Source organism: Streptomyces sp. NPDC059895 (genome assembly GCF_042731035.1).
In the GTDB taxonomy this organism is placed as follows: domain Bacteria; phylum Actinomycetota; class Actinomycetes; order Streptomycetales; family Streptomycetaceae; genus Streptomyces.
The window spans coordinates 215,443-233,206 of record NZ_JBHWKO010000012.1; the positions used below are offsets into that span (position 1 = coordinate 215,443).

General features: G+C 73.5%; 19 protein-coding genes and 1 pseudogene. 11 read left to right on the plus strand and 9 right to left on the minus strand.

Annotated elements, in window-relative coordinates:
• Window positions 1-4: 4 nt before the first annotated feature.
• Window positions 5-1,213, minus strand: a complete 1,209-nt coding sequence (locus ACFV9M_RS17280; protein ID WP_385078149.1) for an NAD(P)/FAD-dependent oxidoreductase — start codon at window positions 1,211-1,213, stop codon at window positions 5-7.
• A 4-nt stretch (window positions 1,214-1,217) separates the two neighbouring features.
• The gene (locus ACFV9M_RS17285; RefSeq protein WP_086728499.1) at window positions 1,218-1,406 is read right to left on the minus strand and encodes a ferredoxin; all 189 of its coding nucleotides are present in this window, start codon (window positions 1,404-1,406) and stop codon (window positions 1,218-1,220) included.
• A gap of 336 nt (window positions 1,407-1,742) precedes the next feature.
• Between ACFV9M_RS17285 and ACFV9M_RS17290 the strand changes: the two genes are divergently transcribed.
• The 5 genes from ACFV9M_RS17290 to ACFV9M_RS17310 all read left to right on the plus strand — a co-directional run bounded on the left by ACFV9M_RS17290 (window position 1,743) and on the right by ACFV9M_RS17310 (window position 6,545).
• Window positions 1,743-3,098 (plus strand): glutamine synthetase family protein, encoded by a 1,356-nt coding sequence (locus tag ACFV9M_RS17290; RefSeq protein WP_385078152.1) that lies wholly within the window; start codon window positions 1,743-1,745, stop codon window positions 3,096-3,098.
• A gap of 26 nt (window positions 3,099-3,124) precedes the next feature.
• Window positions 3,125-4,417, plus strand: a complete 1,293-nt coding sequence (locus tag ACFV9M_RS17295; protein ID WP_385078155.1) for a cytochrome P450 — start codon at window positions 3,125-3,127, stop codon at window positions 4,415-4,417.
• 152 nt (window positions 4,418-4,569) lie between these two features.
• Window positions 4,570-5,151, plus strand: coding sequence for a sugar O-acetyltransferase (locus ACFV9M_RS17300; protein WP_385078158.1), 582 nt, complete (start codon window positions 4,570-4,572; stop codon window positions 5,149-5,151).
• 13 nt (window positions 5,152-5,164) lie between these two features.
• Window positions 5,165-5,710 carry a TetR/AcrR family transcriptional regulator gene (locus ACFV9M_RS17305; RefSeq protein ID WP_385078160.1) on the plus strand — a complete coding sequence of 182 codons (546 nt, stop codon included), beginning with the start codon at window positions 5,165-5,167 and terminating at the stop codon, window positions 5,708-5,710.
• Between the two features lie 268 nt (window positions 5,711-5,978).
• Window positions 5,979-6,545 (plus strand): universal stress protein, encoded by a 567-nt coding sequence (locus tag ACFV9M_RS17310; RefSeq protein ID WP_385078163.1) that lies wholly within the window; start codon window positions 5,979-5,981, stop codon window positions 6,543-6,545.
• 111 nt (window positions 6,546-6,656) lie between these two features.
• On the opposite strand, the pseudogene ACFV9M_RS17315 reads toward ACFV9M_RS17310, so the two are convergent.
• From ACFV9M_RS17315 to ACFV9M_RS17330, 4 genes and pseudogenes are all read right to left on the minus strand, one after another.
• A pseudogene (locus ACFV9M_RS17315) lies at window positions 6,657-7,043 on the minus strand (NAD(+)/NADH kinase); the annotation flags it as partial.
• Window positions 7,044-7,185: 142 nt separating this feature from the next.
• Window positions 7,186-7,848: a YceI family protein gene (locus ACFV9M_RS17320; RefSeq protein ID WP_385079795.1), complete on the minus strand. Its 663-nt coding sequence runs from the start codon at window positions 7,846-7,848 to the stop codon at window positions 7,186-7,188.
• A gap of 208 nt (window positions 7,849-8,056) precedes the next feature.
• A complete protein-coding gene (locus ACFV9M_RS17325) occupies window positions 8,057-8,716 on the minus strand; it encodes a response regulator (RefSeq protein ID WP_385079797.1) in 660 nt (219 codons plus the stop codon).
• Entirely contained in the window at window positions 8,713-10,104 is a 1,392-nt protein-coding gene (locus ACFV9M_RS17330; protein ID WP_385079800.1) for a sensor histidine kinase, read from the minus strand. Before ACFV9M_RS17330 ends, ACFV9M_RS17325 begins: the two co-directional genes overlap by 4 nt.
• A 248-nt stretch (window positions 10,105-10,352) precedes the next feature.
• On the opposite strand from ACFV9M_RS17330, the gene ACFV9M_RS17335 reads away from it, so the two are divergent.
• Window positions 10,353-10,898, plus strand: a complete 546-nt coding sequence (locus tag ACFV9M_RS17335; protein ID WP_385079803.1) for a heme-binding protein — start codon at window positions 10,353-10,355, stop codon at window positions 10,896-10,898.
• A gap of 87 nt (window positions 10,899-10,985) precedes the next feature.
• Here the strand turns inward: ACFV9M_RS17335 and ACFV9M_RS17340 are convergent, their stop codons facing one another.
• Window positions 10,986-11,843, minus strand: coding sequence for a DMT family transporter (locus ACFV9M_RS17340; RefSeq protein WP_385079516.1), 858 nt, complete (start codon window positions 11,841-11,843; stop codon window positions 10,986-10,988).
• Window positions 11,844-12,020: 177 nt separating this feature from the next.
• Here ACFV9M_RS17340 and ACFV9M_RS17345 point away from each other — a divergent pair, with 177 nt between their 5' ends.
• Together ACFV9M_RS17345 and ACFV9M_RS17350 are read left to right on the plus strand one after the other, a co-directional pair.
• Complete coding sequence (locus ACFV9M_RS17345) at window positions 12,021-12,500, plus strand: MSMEG_6728 family protein (protein ID WP_385079513.1); 480 nt, start codon at window positions 12,021-12,023, stop codon at window positions 12,498-12,500.
• A gap of 197 nt (window positions 12,501-12,697) precedes the next feature.
• Complete coding sequence (locus tag ACFV9M_RS17350) at window positions 12,698-13,147, plus strand: hypothetical protein (RefSeq protein WP_385079510.1); 450 nt, start codon at window positions 12,698-12,700, stop codon at window positions 13,145-13,147.
• A gap of 63 nt (window positions 13,148-13,210) precedes the next feature.
• Here ACFV9M_RS17350 and ACFV9M_RS17355 read toward each other — a convergent pair whose 3' ends face one another.
• Together ACFV9M_RS17355 and ACFV9M_RS17360 are read right to left on the minus strand one after the other, a co-directional pair.
• A complete protein-coding gene (locus ACFV9M_RS17355; protein ID WP_385079508.1) occupies window positions 13,211-13,861 on the minus strand; it encodes a UbiX family flavin prenyltransferase in 651 nt (216 codons plus the stop codon).
• Between the two features lie 37 nt (window positions 13,862-13,898).
• The gene (locus ACFV9M_RS17360) at window positions 13,899-15,569 is read right to left on the minus strand and encodes a UbiD family decarboxylase (protein WP_385079506.1); all 1,671 of its coding nucleotides are present in this window, start codon (window positions 15,567-15,569) and stop codon (window positions 13,899-13,901) included.
• Between the two features lie 335 nt (window positions 15,570-15,904).
• On the opposite strand from ACFV9M_RS17360, the gene ACFV9M_RS17365 reads away from it, so the two are divergent.
• The 3 genes from ACFV9M_RS17365 to ACFV9M_RS17375 form a co-directional block, all read left to right on the plus strand.
• On the plus strand, window positions 15,905-16,243 hold the full coding sequence (locus ACFV9M_RS17365) for an antibiotic biosynthesis monooxygenase family protein (RefSeq protein WP_385079504.1): 339 nt from the start codon (window positions 15,905-15,907) through the stop codon (window positions 16,241-16,243).
• A complete protein-coding gene (locus ACFV9M_RS17370) occupies window positions 16,240-17,133 on the plus strand; it encodes an NAD(P)-dependent oxidoreductase (protein WP_385079501.1) in 894 nt (297 codons plus the stop codon). Before ACFV9M_RS17365 ends, ACFV9M_RS17370 begins: the two co-directional genes overlap by 4 nt.
• Window positions 17,130-17,764, plus strand: a 635-nt coding sequence (locus tag ACFV9M_RS17375; protein ID WP_385102481.1) for an amidohydrolase family protein, incomplete at its 3' end; no start/stop codon positions are given. The genes ACFV9M_RS17370 and ACFV9M_RS17375, both read left to right, overlap by 4 nt.

Sequence of the window (17,764 nt, forward strand, 5' to 3'; positions counted from 1 at the left end):
TTCCTTATGCGGTGAGGGCGGGCTGCTGGAGGAGTGCGGCGCGGTGGCGGGCGGCGGCGGCCGCGGCGGCCTGCCCGCCGAGGGCGACGACGCCGACCAGGCGGCCGCCGGTGTGGTAGCCGACCAGGACGTCGCCGTCGAGGTCGCCGTCCAGGACGCGCACGTCCTCCTTGCCGAGGGCGGGGGCGCCGAAGGACTGGAGCCGGAAGTCGTGCTGGTCGCTCCAGAAGGTGGGCAGCGGGGCGAACGGCGGGAGGCCGGCGTCGGTGCCGATGAGGTGGGCGGCGAGCACCTTGGCGGCGTGCTTGGCGGTGTCCGTGGGGATCGACCAGTGCTCGACGCGGCGCGGGACGCCGTCGTAGCGGGCGTTGGGGAAGCGGGCGACGTCGCCGACGGCGATGACGTCGGGGCGGCCGCCGGCCCGCAGGTGCTCGTCCGTGAGCACGCCGTCGGTCAGGTCCAGGCCGTTGCCGTCGAGCCACTCGGTGTTGGCGACGGAGCCGACCGACTCCACGACCACGTCGGCGGCGAGCACCGTGCCGTCGGCCAGGACCACGCCGGTGACCCGGTCGTCGCCCTCGAAGCCGGTGACCCCGGTGCCGAGGGCGAAGCGCACGCCCCGCTGCTGGTGGCGGTCGAGCAGTGCCCGGGCGAGCAGGTCGCCCAGCGGGCCGGCCATGGGCAGCGGCAGCGGGTCGACCACGGTGACCTCGGCGGCGCCCAGGGCCACGGCGGTGGCGGCCACCTCGCAGCCGATGAACCCGGCCCCGACCACGACCACGCGCGCGCCGGGCCGGGTGAGCGCCTCCCGCAGTCCCCGGGCGTCGGCCAGGGTGCGGACGGTGTGCCGGCCGGTGCGGGGGCCGGGGCAGCGCAGCCGCCGGGGCCGCATGCCGGTGGCCACGACCAGGCCGCCGTAGGGCAGGACCTCGCCGTCGTCGAGTTCGACGACGTGCCGGTCGAGGTCGGCGGCGACGACCCTGGTGCCCAGGCGCCACCGCACGTCCGCGACGCTGGCGCGGGGCCGGAAGGCGAGCGAGTCGAAGGATGCCTTGCCGGCCAGGACCTCCTTGGACAGCGGGGGCCTGTTGTAGGGCATGTGGGGCTCGTCGCCGACCAGGGTGATCGGCCCGTCCCAGCCGGCGGCGCGCAGCTGCTCGGCGGCGCGCAGGCCGGCCATGGAGGCGCCGGCCACCACGACGGATGCGCTCATCGGCTCAGTCCTCGATCCGGATGGCCTGGAGGGGGCAGACGTCGGCTGCCTCCTCGACCTCGTCGCGCAGCGCCTCGTCGGGGTCGGGGACGTAGGCCAGGTGCCCGGCGTCGTCGAAGCTGAAGACGTCGGGTGCGGCGAAGACGCACTGGCCGTGGTCCTGGCACTTGTTCATGTCGACGACGACCTTCATGGCCGGTCCTCCTGGTGCTGAGGGGGCGTCGGGGAGAGGGGAAGAGGGGCCCGGACCGCTGGGGGCCGGGCCCCGGCCAAAGGGGTGGGCTGACGCCGACCCCAACTCGTTTGGCTTCAAACAACATAGGAAGCGGCGAAGGTCTGGTCAATAGCTATCCGGATGGATAAATTTCTGGGACAGACCCCTTGCGGGAAGGTGAAGACGTCCATACCGTTTGGCACCAAACAAGCGGCGTCCTGCGCACTTCCCCGCAGTCCGAAAGCCGCGCCCCCTTGCCTCTCCCCCAGCGCCCAGTGCTCCGGGAGGCGCCCCCTTTCACTGGAGGAGACACCGGTGAGCGCATCCGACATCCCATCCGTCCGGCACCACATGGAGCGGCTCGCCGCCGAGGGCATCGACGTGGTCCGGGTGACCTATCCCGACCTCATCGGCACCGAACGGGCCCGGGACGTCCTGCTGGACCATCTGCCCTCGGCCTGCGACCACGGCCTCGCCTTCTGCCGCGCCGTCTACCACACCAGCCCCCAGGGCGACGTCGTCCCGGTGGCCGGGGGCCTGGACGCCGGCCTGCCCGACATCTGTGTGCGCCCCGACCTCGACACCCTGACCGCGCTGCCGTGGGAGCCGGGCGTCGCCGGCTGTCTGGGCGACGTCACCGACCCGGCCACCGGGCTGCCCGCGCCGGAGTCCCCCCGCGACCTGCTGCGCGCCGTGATCGACCGGTGTACCGAGCACGGCCTGCGCCCGGTGGTGGGCCCGGAGCTGGAGTACTTCCTCTGCGACGCGGCCCCCGACACCCCCGCGGGCTGGCGCCGCTACAGCGACGCCGAGGGAGTCGTCTACACCGCGGGCCTGCGCGCGGACGGCGACAACCACCTGCTGCGCACCCTGCGCCTGCTGCGCGACCTGGACATCGGCGTCACCAGCGGCAACCACGAGTTCGACGGGTCCCAGTTCGAGATCAACCTGACCCACTCGGACGCCCTCGGGGCCGCGGACCGCGCCTTCCGCTTCAAGGCGGCGGTCAAGGAACTGGCCCGCAAGGAGGGCCGCCTCGCCACCTTCATGGCCAAGCCGTTCAACGGCGCGGGCGGCTCCGGCTTCCACCTCCACCTGTCCTGCGTCGACGACCGCGGTGACAACACCTTCGACGACACGGCCGCCCCCTACGGCCTGTCCGCCACCGCGCGCCACGCGGTCGCCGGCGTCCTCGCCCACGCCCCCGCACTCGCCGCGCTGGCCAACCCCACGGTCAACTCCTACAAACGCTTCGGCCCCGACACCCTCGCGCCCTGGCTGATCGACTGGGGGCTGGACAACCGCAGCGCCATGGTCCGCATCCCGCCCGAGCGCGGCTCCGGCGCCCGCCTAGAACTGCGGCTGGGCGACGCGAGCGCCAACCCCTACCTGCTGATCGCCGGCACCATCGCCGCGGCCCTTCTGGGCATCCTGGCCGGCGAGGAGCCCTGCGCCCCGCTGGAGGGCTACGGCTACGACACCACGAAGGCCGCCGTCCTGCCGACGACCCTGCCCGCGGCGCTGGACGCCCTGGAGGCGGACACCGCGCTGACCGAGGTGCTCGGCAAGGACTTCACCGCCTCCTACCTCTCGTACAAGCGCGACGAGGTCGCGCGCTTCCACCGGCACGTCACCGACTGGGAGTTCACCGAGTACGCCTACCACCTGTGACATCGACGCCGAGGAGCCCACACCCCATGACCACCACCGCCCAGTCCGCGACCGAGGCCGTGCGCGAGCCGCTGCCCCTGGCCGACGTCGACCTCGCGAACCTGGACAACTTCACCGACGGCGTCACCCCGTGGCGCATGTTCCACACCCTGCGCCACGAGGACCCCGTCCACTGGCAGCCCGAGGAGGCCCCGAACTCCGGGTTCTGGGCCGTCACCCGGCACGCCGACATCGCCCGCGTCGACCGCGACGCCGAGACCTTCACCTCCACCCGGTTCGTCAACCTCGAAGAGGTCGACGACGACCAGATCAAGAAGCGTGCCTCCATCCTGGAGCTCGACGGGGTCCGTCACCGGGCCATGCGCAGCCTGCTCCAGCGCCAGTTCGGCGCGACCGTGATCAACGGCTACACCGACTTCCTGCGCGGACTGACCGCCTCGACCCTGGACGCGGCCCTCGCCAAGGGCACCTTCGACTTCGTGAGCGAGGTCTCCGCCGACTTCCCCATCAACGTCCTCGCCCGCCTCCTGGACGTACCGCCGGAGGACAACCAGCAGCTCATCGACTGGGGCAACCGCATCATCGGCAACACCGACCCCGACTACGCCGACGTCCTCCTGCACAGCGAGGAGAGCGAGAAGTACCGCGACCTGCCCTTCCGCTCCCCCGCCTCCCTGGAGGTCTTCGAGTACGGCCGGGAACTGGCCCGGCAGCGGCGCGGCGGCACCGGCACCGACCTGATCTCCCGGCTCGTCAACGAGACCCCGCGCGACGGCGTCCCCCTCTCCCCCCAGGACTTCGACAACTACTTCCTGCTCCTGGTCGTCGCCGGCAACGAGACCACCCGCCACACCATCACCCACTCGATGCTGGCCCTCCTCCAGCACCCCGAGCAGCTCGCCCGGCTCCAGGAGGACCCCTCCCTCATCCCGACGGCGGTGGAGGAGTTCCTGCGCTGGGCCTCCCCCGTCTACCACTTCCGCCGCACCGCCACCCGGGACGTCGAGCTCGGCGGCAAGCGGGTCAAGGAGGGCGACAAGGTCGTCATGTGGTTCGCCTCCGGCAACCGCGACGAGGAGGTCTTCGGCAACCCCTACGACTTCGACGTCGCCCGCCGGGACAACGACCACGTCACCTTCGGCAAGGGCAGCCCGCACCTGTGCCTGGGCAACCTGCTGGCCCGCACCGAGATCCGCATCATGTTCGAGGAGCTGATCCCGCGCCTCGCGGACATCAGGCTCGCGGGAGACGTCCCGCGCGTCCGGTCCAACTTCGTCAACGGCATCAAGAAACTGCCCGTCGAGGTGACCCTCGCCTGAGGGCACGGACAGGACGACTGGGGTGGCCGGCTCCCGCAACGGGGACCGGCCACCCCGCGTTCGCGGGAGCGAGCGTCATGTGCGGCACCGGAGTGTACGACCGTACGTTCCGGAGTGTACGACCGTACGTTCTGGAGTGTACGATCGTACGCATGCCGACGGACCACTTCGCGGGCGACCCGCGCACCAACCTCGAACGCATGCTCGCGGGCGACCTCTACATCGCCGACGACCCCGAGATCGCCCGGCGCCAGCAGCGCGCCATGCGGCTCGCCGCCCGCTACCAGGCCGCCTACCTTGAGGACGCCTGTGCCGCCCGGCCGCTCCTGGCGGAACTGCTCGCCTCCGTCGGCGCCGACGTCGACCTGCGCCCGCCGCTCCACGTCGACTACGGCAGCAACATCACCATCGGGGCCCGCACCTTCGTCAACTACAACCTGACCGCCCTGGACGTCGCGGCGATCACCATCGGCGAGGACTGCCAGATCGGCCCCGACGTCCAGCTCCTCACCCCCACCCACCCCGTGGAGCCCGGCCCGCGCCGGGACAAGCTGGAAGCCGCCCGGCCGATCACCATCGGCGACAACGTCTGGCTCGGCGGTGGCGTCATCGTCTGCCCGGGCGTGACGATCGGCGACAACTCCGTCATCGGAGCCGGCGCGGTCGTCACCCGGGACGTCCCCGCGAACGTCGTCGCCGTCGGCAACCCGGCCCGGCCCGTCCGGGACATCTGACCGGCGCACGCCCATGGCCACCGGACACACCGACCCGCAGCGGCGCGAGCGCATCCTCGCCGCCACCCTCGACCACATCGCCGACGAGGGGGTCGCCGGCGTCTCCCACCGCAGGATCGCGGGCCGGGCCGGCGTCCCCCTCGGATCGATGACCTACCACTTCGCCGGCATCGACGACCTGCTCCACGAGGCGTTCCGGCGCTTCGCCGACCGCATCGTCACCGTCTTCGAGCACCATCTGAGCCCGGCCCGCACCCCCGCCGAGGCCCGGGAAGCCGTCACCGACCTCGTCCACGCCCTGTCCGAGGGCCCCCGCCGCGACCTGATCCTCGCCCACGAGCTGTACACCCTCGCCGCCCGGCGTCCGGAGTACCGCGAGCTCACCCAGAACTGGATGCACCGCAGCCGCCGGCTCCTGGAACGGCACTTCGACGCCGACACCGCCCGGCAGCTCGACGCCCTGATCGAGGGCCTCGCACTGCACCGCTCCCTGGACACCGCCCCCCAGAGCCGCGACCTGACCCTGCTGGCGGTCACCCGCGTCACCTCGACCGACTAGGACGGCTCCTCCGGCACGCCCTGGCACACGCCTACCCGGCCGAACACCTCCCGGCACCCGAACCGGACGGGACACCCCCGGCATCCGAGACCGCCCGTGGGGGCGCGGGCCTGACACCGCGTCCTCACGGGCCCACTGCCGCCGACGACCGTGCGGCCGGGGTGGCAAGTCCGCGGGGATCCGGGGCAGGAGCGGGGATGGAAGAGGTCGCGGTGACGCTCGGCGAACGGGAGGGCCCGTCCGCCGGCGCCGGGAGAACGGGGAGGCGATGTCCGTGTCCGACGGGCGCCCGGTCACTCGTGTCGTCGTCGGAGTCAGCGGCTCGCCCGGAAGCCTCACGGCGCTGCGCCGGGCCGCCGACGAGGCCCGGCAGCGGCGGGCGGAGCTGTGGCCCGTGCTCGCCTGGGAGCCGCCCGGCGGGAACCTCGCCGCGCACCGGCTCCCGGACGCGTCCGTCGCGGGCGAGGACCATGAGCGGCTGGCACGGCGGATCCTGCTGTCCGCGCTGCGTGACGTGTTCGGCGACAGCGGTGCCGACCTGCCCGTCCGGGCCCGCGTCGCCCGGGGCGCGCCGGGCCGTGCGCTGGTGGGGATCGCGGGCCGCGAGGACGACCTGCTCGTCGTGGGAGCCGGCCGGCGCGGCCCGCTGGGCCGGGCGCTGTGGCCGTCGGTCGGCCGGTACTGCCTGGCCCACGCCGCCTGCCCCGTCCTCGCGGTGCCGCCCTCCCCGCTCCAGGCCGAGCTGGCGAGGGCACGCCGTCGCAACCTGTGGCGGCTGCGGCTGGACACCGGCCACCTGGAGCGCGAGTTCGCGTCCGTACCGCCCGACGTCTGACGGTCCCGCACGCCGCGGGAGCGCGGTGGCGGGCGGGCGACGCGTCGGGGGCCCGGCGCGGCACGGTCCGGAGCCCGGCGCGGCGCGGCCGGGCCGCCGGTGTCAGCAGGAGCTGCCTCGCAGGGTGAGCAGCATGCGGTGCTCCACCGTGAGCCGGTCCTCCCGTACGGCGTCCAGGGCGGTGCGGACGTCGGCGACGGGCACCTCCGTCAGGAAGCCCACGCGCCCCAGGTCGACGCCGAGGACGAGGGCGTCGTGCTCGGCGGCCAGCCGGGCGCCGCGCAGGAAGGTGCCGTCGCCTCCCAGGGTGACGACGAGGTCGGGATCGCCGGCGGCGTCGACCTCCTCACCCGCGCTGCGCCGTCCGCGGTCCCGCCACACGTCGATGTCCGCACAGGGCACGGCCTGGTCCGCGCACCACGCGCGGACGGTGCGGGCGGCCGCCACGGCTTCCGGGCGCCCACCGTGCACGACCAGGCCGAGCCGGCTCACCGTCACGTCCGCCTCCCAGCGTCGCGGCCGGCCCTCAGTGCACCGCCCCCGCCCCCGCCCCCGGCGTGCCACGCCGGGGGCGGGGGCGGGGGCGCGAGCCGGTCGGCGGGCGGCCGTCCCGCACACCTTGACGTCGGCTTCCGTGACGTCAGCCGGCCGACGGGGTGGTACGGATGGCGGCGATGTCGAACTGGAGGCGCACCTTCTCACTCACCATCGCCCCGCCCTCGGCCAGTCTGGAGTTGTACGACAGGCCCCAGGCGCAACGGTCGATGGTGGTCGTGCCGTCGAACCCGGCCCGCTGATAGCCGAACGGGTCGGTGACGTGCCCGATGTAGGTGAGTTCCAGCACGACGGGACGGGTGACTCTTTTGATGGTGAGGTCACCGGTCATGCGGTAGACGTCGGTACCGTCGAGTTCGACGGCGGTACTGGTGAACCGCATGTGCGGGTAGGCCGCGGCGTCGAGGAAGTCGCGGCCCACCAGATGGGCGTCGCGCTGTTCCACCCCGGTGTCGACGCTGGCGGTCGACAGCACGATCTCCGCGCGTGACCGGGCCGGGTCGCGGCCGTCGAACCAGAGGCGGCTCTCGTACTCGGTGAACGCCCCGCGGACCGTGGTCACCATGGCGTGCCGGACGGAGAACCCGATCCTGCTGTGCGCGGGGTCGATGACCCAGTCCCCGGTGAGTTCCGCCAGGGCGGGGTCCGGAAGCACGGCGGTGGCGGATGCGGAGGCACCGAAGCCGGGTTCGGGCGCGTCCGGGAGTGCGGGGCGGCGGGACGACGTACCGCGACTGAACAGATTCATGATTCATTTGATTACTGCACGGGAGTTCGCGCGATCAAGTCCCCGTCGACATAAGGGGATTTCGGATTCCGGGGCGGACCGCTCCTGCACTTCCTTCACATATTCGACGCACGGAAATCCATGAAGCCGTCACCGAATCCGCAAGAATTCACGGACGGGCCGTCGACCGGAAAGGGCGCCGGCCGGGCAGGCGGGGCGTGCGGGGGTGTCACGGCAGCAGGCGCTGTTCCTTGGCGACCGCGACGGCGCCCGCGCGGGTGTCCACGCCGAGTTTGTCGTAGATCCGGCGCAGGTGCGTCTTGACCGTGGCCTCGCTGATGAACAGGGCCCGGGCGATCTCCCGGTTGCCGAGGCCGCGGGCGAGCTGGGCCAGGATGTCGCGTTCGCGGTTGGTGAGGGAGGGGCGCGGGCTGCGCATGTTGGCCATGACCCGGCCGGCGACCGGCGCGGAGAGCGCCGTACGGCCCTGGGCGGCGGCGTGGATCGCGGCGAACAGTTCCTCGGGGCGTTCGGCCTTCAGCAGATAGCCGGTCGCGCCCGCCTCGATGGCACGGGTGATGTCGGCGTCGGTGTCGTAGGTGGTCAGCACGAGGACGTGCGGGCGGGGTCCGGGGGCGGTCGTGAGGCGGCGGGTGGTCTCCGCCCCGTCGATGCCCGCGCCCAGTTGCAGGTCCATCAGCACGACGTCCGGCGTCAGCTTGGCGGCGAGGGCGAGCGCCTCCTCGCCGGTTCCCGCCTCGCCGACCACCTCGATGCCGGGGGCGCTGTCGAGCAGGGCGAGCAGCCCGGCCCGGACGACGACGTGGTCGTCGCAGACCAGGATGCGCACGGGGGGCCGGACGGCGGCCGGTCCCGCGGGGTCGGTCATCGGGTTGCCTCCAGGGGGACGGCGGCGGACAGGACGGTGCCCTCGCCCCGCGCCGACTCGACGGTCAGGGTGCCACCGAGCTGTCCCAGCCGGGCACGCATCGCGGGCAGGCCGTGACCGCGCGCCCCGGCGACGGAGGCGGGCGGCGCGGCCGGGTCGAAGCCGCGTCCGTCGTCGGTGACGTCCAGGACCACCTGGTCGTCCAGGACGGTGAGGGTGAGCGCGGCGGAGGACGCGCCCGCGTGTTCCCGGACGTTGGCCAGGGCTCCCTGGGCGATGCGCAGCAGGGCCGACTGGACGCGGTCCGGCAGTCGCGGGGGCCGGCCGCCGGCGTCGACGTGGACGCGTACGGTGAGGCGGTCGCCGGACTCCCGTGCGGCCAGGGCGCGCAGCGCGGCGTCGAGACCGTCGCCGCGGGCGAGGTCGGCGGGGGCGAGATCGTGCACGAAACGCCGGGCCTCGGCGAGATTGTGCTCCGCGACGGACGCGGCGGACCGGACGTGGGCCCGCGCCTTGTCCGGGTCGGACTCCCACACCCGCTCCGCCGCCTGGAGCAGCATGCGCTGGCTGGACAGGCCCTGCGCGAGGGTGTCGTGGATCTCCATGGACAGCCGCTGGCGTTCGGCGAGGGTGCCCGTGCGGCGCTCCGACGCGGCGAGTTCGCGGCGGGTGCGGATCAGGTCGTCGATCAGGGCGCGCTGCCGGGCGGCCTGATCCTCGGTCCGCAGGAACACGGCCGTGGCGATGGCGGCGACGGCGGGCGGCGCGAGCAGCAGGTTCGGGTCGAAGGTGCCGGCCAGCCGGAACTGCGCGGCGACGACGAACGCCGTCAGGACGGCCACCAGGGCGAGGGCCGCGCGGGTCGGCAGGGTGCGCAGGCCCGTGTAGAAGAGCGGCACCGCGCACCAGGAGAAACTGGGCGCGAGCACCACGAGCACCATCCACACCACGACGACGGCGGCGAGCCGGGTTGGTCCGAGCCAGGCGGGTCCGGGCGCGGCGGGTCCGGGCACGGCGGGTCCGGGCACGGCGGAGAGCGGCGGGCGGGATGCTGGATGGTCCGGCGCCCGGTGATCCAGCTCCCGGTGATCCAGTGCCCGGTGATCCAGTGCCCGGTGATCCAGCTCCCGGTGATCCTGGTGGTCCGGTACCCGGGGGCCCGTCCGTCCTCGGTCCCGTCTCGCCGCGGCGCCGCCCAGGGCGGGACCGAGCAGGTCGAGCAGGTGCAGTGCGGCCAGGGCGACGGACAGGGCGATGATCCACGGGGTGCGGGGCTCGCCGGGGTGGCGCAGCAGGAAGCGGGCCAGGGCACCGCCGAGCAGCAGGAAGAACGCCGTGTGCATGACGGCACCCGGCCACCGGTTGTCCGGGTCGTACGGCTTCGGCACGCGCACCCGTCTCCCTTCCGCCCGTTTCCTCGGTCCTGCCGCGCTGAACTGCGCAAACACTCCCATTGTGCGGGCTCCGCACAACCGGCGGGTCAACCGATCGGATGACACCGCCGTCACCCGTTCCGCAGGCCGGGAGCAGCCGGACCACCGACCCTCCGGCCCCTGGTGCGGGGCGAGGGTGGAGAGCAGACGGGCAGCCGGGACCACACAGCGGCCGCCCCATCCGATCCGAGGAGCAGACCAGCATGAAGTCCCTCTCCAGGCGTGCCCGCATCACCACCGGCGCCGCCGCCCTCGCCGTCGTCGGCGCCGCGGCCTTCGGCACGGTGTCCGCGAACGCCTCCGCTCCGGCCACCGTCCCGGCCGCGGCCGCCGCGGCCGGTACCACCACCGCCTCCACCCACCTGACGATCGAGGCCGCCACCAAGGCCGCGCAGGCCGCCCTCCACGCGGCCGAGGAGGACGGCCAGCGGGTGACGGTCGCCGTCGTCGACCGCAACGGCAGCACGGTCGTCACCCTGCGCGGCGACGGCGCCGGTCCGCAGTCGTACGAGTCGGCCGAGCGCAAGGCGTTCACCGCGGTGTCCTGGAACGCGCCCACCTCCGAGCTGGCCGGGCGCCTGGAGCAGACGCCGAACCTGAAGGACATCCCCGGCACCCTGTTCCTCGGCGGCGGCGTCCCCGTCACCTCCCGCAACGCGCCGATCGCCGGCATCGGCGTCGCCGGCGCGCCGTCCGGCACGCTGGACGAGAAGTACGCGCAGGCGGGCGCCGCGGCCCTGGGCCGCTAGCACGGACGGTCGCCGGCCGGCGACCGTGGGCGGGCACCGGCCGGCGACCGTGGAAGGTCGCCGGCCGGTGCCGTGTGTCGTACGGCATCACCCCACGACGTCGGCGAGCCGGGGCACCACCCGGGTCAGCCGGATCACGCCCCACAGGATCAGGAGTGCGCCGATCGCCTCGGGCACCAGCCACCAGCCCGCGCGGACCGTCTCGTCGAACAGCGCGACGCCCAGGACCAGGCTCACCGCCGCGTCCCCGACGGTCAGCGCGGGCTGCGAGGCGACCAGCGGGCCGGCCTGGAGCGCGTTCTCCAGGAGCAGGACGGAGGCGACGCCGGTGAGCGCGAATCCGTAGGTCTGCCAGGTGGTGAGGAAGGCGGGCAGCCCGTCGTCGGCGAGACGGTCCGTGGCCGACTTCAGCAGGGCCGCGGTGAGCGCGTTGCCGACCGCGGCGGCCGTCGCCAGCGCGGCGGCGCGGAACAGCGGCGAGGACGCTGAGCGGGCGAGGACGACCGCCACCGTCATCGCTCCCAGGGTGAGCACCAGCACGGGGATCCACCGCTCCATGGAGGCCTGGTGCAGGTCTCCGGAGGGGGCCGCCGCGATCAGGAGCAGGGCGAGCCCGGCCACCACCGCGGCGACCGCCCACCAGGCGGCGGCCGACAGCCGGCGGTGCAGCAGGGGCACGGCGATCAGCAGGGCGAACGGGAGTTCGAGCATGAACAGGGGCTGGACCAGCGCCATGGGCCCGTTGACCAGGGCGAGGGCCTGGAACAGCGCGGCTCCCACCACGCCCGCGATACCGATCGACCACGCGGGCTTGCGCACCAGCGCGCGCAGCAGCCGCAGTCCGCCCCCCTGGGCCACGGTGGAGGCGGCCTTGCGCTGGAAGGCGGTGCCCACGGCGTTGCTGGCGGCCCCCAGGACGGCGAAGAGCACGGCGAGCTCGATCATGAGTCCACCATGCATCCGTTTCGCCGCCCGCTCAGCCCGGGCGCCCGCTCAGCCCGGGCGCCCTCTCGGACCGAACCGCGCCGTCACGGTGGCCGCGGGCGGTGGCGCCGCGCGGCGTACGGCCCGTTCGACGCACGCGCGGTTGCGGACGGCGGGCCGCCGTGCCGGGGATGGACCATGCAGACTTTCCTGCCGTACCCCGATTTCGCCGCGTCGGCCGCCGCCCTGGACCCGCGCCGGCTGGGAAAGCAGCGCGTCGAGACGCTTCAGGTGCTGCGCGGCCTGACGGTCCCCGGCTACGGCTGGCGGCACCACCCGGCGGTGCGCATGTGGACCGGGTACGAGGAGGCGCTGGTGCGCTACGGCCTCCAGATGTGCGCCACCTGGACGGCGATCGGACGCGCCGACACCTGCGCCGCCTCCCTGGTGACCGACTTCGCCGGGCGGCGCGCCGACGCGGAAGTCCGCACGCAGGAGCAGCTCGCCGAGGACGGTGAGCTGCCGCCGTGGCTGGGTGATCCGGCGTTCCACCGCAGTCACCGGTCGGCGCTCGTGCGCAAGGACCCGGCGTTCTACCTGCCCCTCTTCCCGGACGTCCCCGACGATCTGCCGTACGTATGGCCGGCGTCGGACCGGGACGCCCGGCGCGAGGGGTGACCGGCGTCCCGCCGCCGTCCGCGCGCGGCAGACCGTCGCTCCTCCGGGTGATCGGACCGGCCGGCACCGGCCTCCCGCCCGTGCCGGGCCGGTTCGTCCGGATCGCGTGCAACCTCCGGGCCCTCCCCGGTGTCCTCATCGACAAACGGGATGATTCCCGGCCATCCGTACCAGCTCGTTCCAACGGGGGAACACTCATGAACCTGGCTCGTCCTCGCGTCCGTCGCCGCACGGCCGCCGCCCTCGTCGCCGTGGCGGCGACCACCGCCGTGGCCGTCGGCGCCGGCGCCTCCCGGGCGGACACCGCCGCGCCGCGGACCCGGCAGATCGCCTCGTCCGTCCTCGGCACCGACTACCGGATCACCCTGACCGCGCTGCGTTCGACGGAGGACGAGTACGCCGCCTCCGTACGCCTCCAGGTCTTCACCCGGGCCGACGGCGCCTGGAAGGCGGCTGACCGCGTGACCGTCGGCGATGTCGACGGCTGGTTCTGGTACCCCCTGACGGGCCGGGGCGCCGTCTGCCAGTTCTCGACGGCGGGCACCGAGCCCGCGCCGCTCACGGTGAGCCTGCTGCTCACGCCGTCCCTCGGCTGCTCCGAGCCGGCGCACTACGTCGTGAAGCAGGGCCGGGTGTACGCCGGCTGACGGCACGGCGCCCCGACCGCGGAACCGGGCCGCGGCGGGCGGCTACCGCCGACGCGGTAGCCGTCACGAGGTGTCCCGGGTCGGCGCGACGCGCCGCCGGTAGGCGGGGCTGCCGCCGTCGTGCCACTCGTACGCGTCACCGCGGTCGAGGCCGGCGAACTCCAGGAGGCGGGTGACGAACTCGTCGTCCATCTCCTCCAGGGTGCGCGGGACGTTGTAGTACGTCGGGATCATCGGGTAGACGACGGCGCCCGCCTCCGTGACCTGGGCCATGTTGCGCAGGTGGATGAGGTTGAACGGCGTCTCCCGGACGCACAGCAGGAGCGGGCGGCGCTCCTTCAGGCACACGTCGGCGGCGCGTTCGATCAGCGTGTCGGACTGGCCCTGCGCGATCCGGCTCATCACGCCCATGGCGCACGGCAGCACGATCATCCCCCAGGTGCGGTAACTGCCCGAGGACGGCGGGGCGGCGAAGTCCTCCTCGGGGTGCAGCACGGTCACCTTCCGCGACGGCCCGCCCAGCAGCCGCGCCAAGGGGTCGTCCGCGGGAGTGCCGCCCAGTTCATGGGCGATCAGCCGACGGCCGTTGGGGGACACGAGCAGGTCCACGTGGCCGACCCGGTCGTCGTCGACGAGGGCGTGCAGCACCCGTCCGGCCAGTCGGGTGCCGCCCGCTCCGGTCACCGCGAGGATCACCCGGCGCTGTTCGGGCATGGTCTTCTCCTTGGTCGGTCCGGCAGGGGGTGGGGGGTCAGTCGTGGTGGCTGCTCTTGGAGCGGGTGTGGTGGACCTGGTGGCCGGTGCCGGGGGCGTCCTCGCCCGCCGGGGAGTCGGCGGTCCCGGGGAAGAGGCCGGGGGCGTAGGGGCGGGGGTCGACGTCGCGGAAGTGTGCGCGGGTGAACTCGTCGCGCAGCGCGTAGGGGGCGGTGGCGTCGTAGACGGTCTTGGCGGTGGTGCCCTTGGCGGGCAGGGTCGGGTCGTACTCGGGCGTCTGGGAGGGGTCCAGGACGTGGCCGGCGACCCCGGGGACGGCGATGATGTCCCGGTTGCCCTGCATACGGGTCTGCATGGCCCACAGCACGTCGTCGGTGTCGAAGACGTCCACGTCCTCGTCGACGAGGATGACGTTCTTCAGCTCCGCGTAGACGCCGAAGGCGACCAGGGCCGCCTGCCGGGCGCGTCCGTCGTCGAAGGAGTTCGTCTTGTTCACCTTCAGCACGGCGAGGAACTTGCCGCCGCCGGAGCGGTGGGAGTAGACCTCGGTGACGAAGCCGGGCATCGCGGCCTCGCACGCGTTGTAGATGCTCGCCTCGGTGGGGATGCCGGCCAGACTGACGTGCTCCTCGCCCGGTCCGACCAGGGTCTGCAGGATGGGGTCGGTGCGGGTGGTGATCGCGGTGACCCTGAGGACGGGCAGGGCGGGATTGGCGGGGCCGTCGTAGCCGGGGAACTCCGGCATGGCGTGCCCGGTGTGGGTGTTCTGGTCCTCCGCCTCGCGCACGCCGGGCAGGATCTCGCCCTCGATGACCACCTCGGCGGCGGCGATGCTCTTCTCCGGCTGGGTGACGCAGTCGACGAGTTCGACGGGCTTGCCGCGCAGCCCGCCGGCCACCGCCAGTTCGTTGTAGCCGTACGGGGTGGTCGGGGCCTCGAAGCAGGCGCCGATGTGGATGGCCGGGTCCAGGCCCATGTTGACCGAGACCGGCAGCGGCTCGCCCCGCGCCTCGGCCTTCCGGCGGAAGGCGTCGATGTGCCGGCCGGGGGCGAAGAAGATGGTCAGCTTGTCCTTGTCCTGGACGCACAGCCGGTGGATGGTGACGTCCGTGCCCTTCTCGCCCTCCGGGTCGCTGCTGAGCACCAGGCCGAGACAGAAGTACGGACCCGCGTCCTGCTCCGTGTTGGTCGGTGCGGGCAGCAGCCTGCGCAGATCGAAGCCGGGGTCGTCGGCACGGTGCACCACCTCCTGGCAGCGCGCCCGGTCCGGGCCGACCGTCACCGGGCTGATCGCGTCCTTGATCGCCTGCCCCATGCGCTGCGTCAGGCGCCGCGGCGGCGCGTCCAGCAGCAGGCCGACCCGGTCGCGACTGGCCATCAGGCCCACGAGGACCCTCGCGTCCGGGTAGCCGGTGACGTTGTTGAAGATCATCGCCGGGCCGGTGCGCGTGGGGCGCTCCACCGTGCCGCCCGCGCCCACCCGCTTGTAGACACCGGCGAGTTCGGCGCTCGGGTCCACCGGGTGGTCCGTCTCGATCAGCTGGCCGGGGTGCCCCGCCAGCCGGGCCAGCGCGGACCGCAGGTCGTGCACGTCGGCGGAGCCGTCCGGGGCGCTCGGGTCCTGGGCGGCACCCGTGCCCTCCGGGGCGCTCGGGTCCTGGGCGGCACCCGCGCCCTCCGGGGCGCTCATGTCATCTGAGGCGCTCATCACGTTCCTTTCCTCACTGGAACCAAGGCTGCTCGCTCCCGGGCGGGACGGCACGGTGTGACCGTCCGACCGTGGTGAGGTCACCGGCGGACGACCGGCGGACGGGGCGGTGGTCCGGGGCCGTCACCGGAGCGGTCGAACCCCCCTTCCGGCAGGCGTCCGGGGCGCGTCGACGGCCGCGGGACCGGGTGCCGCGCCGCTCACCCGAACAGGTCAAAAACGGAGCGTGCACCCCTTGTCAGCACTGGGGCGTACCCCATTCGGAGTTGCGTCCGCACGGGTGCCATGAGTCGGTGGGATGCGTGTCCTGCCGGATCTCACCCTCAGGAGGAGACATGGGCACCGAACACAACGGCCGTTCGGCCGAAACGCTGGGCGTGGTCTTCACGGTTCGCGTGGTCGAGGGAGGCGAGCAGGGCTTCCTGGAGCTGTACGACCAGATCCGCAAGTCCGTCGCCCGCACCCCGGGCCACATCGTGGAGCGGCTGGGAGAACCCGTCGACGACTCGCGTCAGTGGGTGATCACCAGCGAGTGGAAGACGGCCGAGCACTTCTTCGCCTGGCAGCAGAGCGAGGAGCACCGCGAACTCGTGGCCCCGCTGCGCCAGTGGGTCGACTCGACGCAGTCGCTGCGGTTCCGGGTCGTCAAGGAGACGAAGGGGGTGACGTCATGACCCGCATGACCGACGGCCCCGTCGCCGTGCTCGGCCTCGGCCGGATGGGCACCGGCCTGGCCACCCGCCTCCTCGAGCAGGGGGTCGAGGTCCGGGTGTGGAACCGCACTCCGGAGCGGGCCGCACCGCTGGCCGACGCGGGCGCCCGTGTGGCGCCCCACCCCGCCGACGCCGTCGAGGGCACGAGCACGGCCATCTGCGCCGTCGCCGACAGCGAAGCCCTCAGCGCCGTGCTGCGCGGACCGGACGGCCTCCTGGCCAGGGGCCCCTACCCCGGCACCCTGATCTGCGCCAGCACCGTCGCCCCCGAGGAGGTGGTCCAGATCGCCGGGGACGCGCCCGCGGTCCTGGACGTCGGCATGCTCGGCAACCGCGACCACGCGCGCGACGGCGAACTGCGGCTGTTCGTCGGCGGTGAGCAGCGGGTGTTCCAGGCCGCCCTCCCGTTGCTGGAGAGGCTGGGCAAGGAGGTCGTCCATCTGGGCGCACTCGGTTCCGGCATGCGGATGAAGCTGCTCCTCAACCTCCTGATGGGCGTCGAGGTGCAGGCGATGGCCGAGGCCACCGAGCTGGCGGCCGCCGCCGGACTCGACCGGCAGCTGGTCCTCAAGACGATCGCGGGCAGCGGGTTCGCCTCGCCGGTCATGGCGTTCAAGTCCCGGCGCCTGGCCACCGGCCGCTTCGACGAGCCGGACTTCCGGCTGCGGCTGATGGCCAAGGACCTGATACTCGCCTCGAAGCAGGCGGCGTCGGCCGGCCTGAACCTGCCACTGGCGACCGCCGCGGCCGAGACCCACGTCCGCGCCGCCGAGCAGGGGCTGGGCGACGAGGACTGCGCCGCGGTCGTCCGCGCCCTCACACCGAACCCGAACCCGGGAAACACCACATGATCATCGACATCCACGGGCATCTGTCCCCACCGGAGGCGGCCGAACGCTTCCCCATGCCCCCGAGCCTGACCGACGTCGACGGCATGCTCGCCGCCCGCGCCGAGGCGGGGATCGACCTCACCATCATCGGCAGCCCCGTCGGGGCCGGCGCCATGGCGCGGGTCCCGGGCGTCGACAACTACGCTCAGCCACGCGACCGGCTGCGTGGCTTCCACGCCTGGATGTCGGGGCTGATCGCCAGGTTCCCGGACCAGTTGCGCGGCTACGTGTACGCCAACCCGTTCGGCGACGACGATCACCTCGACGGAGTGCGGGAGACCCTCGAGGATCCCGCGTTCGTCGGTCTGATCACCACCTCCAGCGTCCACGGGCAGCTCCTCGGCTCCCCGCGCGCCGACTCCTTCTTCGCCCTGGCGGCGGAGGCCGGAGTGCCGGTCCTGGTGCACGCCCCGGCCGAACCGGCCGGCACGGAACGGGTCGACGAGATCGGCTTCGTCGAGCAGATCGGCCGGTTCGGCGACCTCACGATCGGCCTGGCCATGATCGCGTTCGCGGGATGGCTGGACAAGTACCCGGATCTGCGGCTGATCGGCGCGACCGGCGGCGGCGCCATGGCGCTGCTGCCGGAGCG

Excerpts from the sequence above, each read along its gene's own strand:
- ACFV9M_RS17280 (WP_385078149.1), bottom strand. The coding sequence starts at position 1,213 with ATGAGCGCATCCGTCGTGGTGGCCGGCGCCTCCATGGCCGGCCTGCGC.
- ACFV9M_RS17285 (WP_086728499.1), bottom strand. The coding sequence starts at position 1,406 with ATGAAGGTCGTCGTCGACATGAACAAGTGCCAGGACCACGGCCAGTGC.
- ACFV9M_RS17295 (WP_385078155.1), top strand. The coding sequence starts at position 3,125 with ATGACCACCACCGCCCAGTCCGCGACCGAGGCCGTGCGCGAGCCGCTG.
- ACFV9M_RS17300 (WP_385078158.1), top strand. The coding sequence starts at position 4,570 with ATGCCGACGGACCACTTCGCGGGCGACCCGCGCACCAACCTCGAACGC.
- ACFV9M_RS17305 (WP_385078160.1), top strand. The coding sequence starts at position 5,165 with ATGGCCACCGGACACACCGACCCGCAGCGGCGCGAGCGCATCCTCGCC.
- ACFV9M_RS17310 (WP_385078163.1), top strand. The coding sequence starts at position 5,979 with ATGTCCGTGTCCGACGGGCGCCCGGTCACTCGTGTCGTCGTCGGAGTC.
- ACFV9M_RS17320 (WP_385079795.1), bottom strand. The coding sequence starts at position 7,848 with ATGAATCTGTTCAGTCGCGGTACGTCGTCCCGCCGCCCCGCACTCCCG.
- ACFV9M_RS17325 (WP_385079797.1), bottom strand. The coding sequence starts at position 8,716 with ATGACCGACCCCGCGGGACCGGCCGCCGTCCGGCCCCCCGTGCGCATC.
- ACFV9M_RS17335 (WP_385079803.1), top strand. The coding sequence starts at position 10,353 with ATGAAGTCCCTCTCCAGGCGTGCCCGCATCACCACCGGCGCCGCCGCC.
- ACFV9M_RS17340 (WP_385079516.1), bottom strand. The coding sequence starts at position 11,843 with ATGATCGAGCTCGCCGTGCTCTTCGCCGTCCTGGGGGCCGCCAGCAAC.
- ACFV9M_RS17345 (WP_385079513.1), top strand. The coding sequence starts at position 12,021 with ATGCAGACTTTCCTGCCGTACCCCGATTTCGCCGCGTCGGCCGCCGCC.
- ACFV9M_RS17350 (WP_385079510.1), top strand. The coding sequence starts at position 12,698 with ATGAACCTGGCTCGTCCTCGCGTCCGTCGCCGCACGGCCGCCGCCCTC.
- ACFV9M_RS17355 (WP_385079508.1), bottom strand. The coding sequence starts at position 13,861 with ATGCCCGAACAGCGCCGGGTGATCCTCGCGGTGACCGGAGCGGGCGGC.
- ACFV9M_RS17360 (WP_385079506.1), bottom strand. The coding sequence starts at position 15,569 with ATGAGCGCCTCAGATGACATGAGCGCCCCGGAGGGCGCGGGTGCCGCC.
- ACFV9M_RS17365 (WP_385079504.1), top strand. The coding sequence starts at position 15,905 with ATGGGCACCGAACACAACGGCCGTTCGGCCGAAACGCTGGGCGTGGTC.
- ACFV9M_RS17370 (WP_385079501.1), top strand. The coding sequence starts at position 16,240 with ATGACCCGCATGACCGACGGCCCCGTCGCCGTGCTCGGCCTCGGCCGG.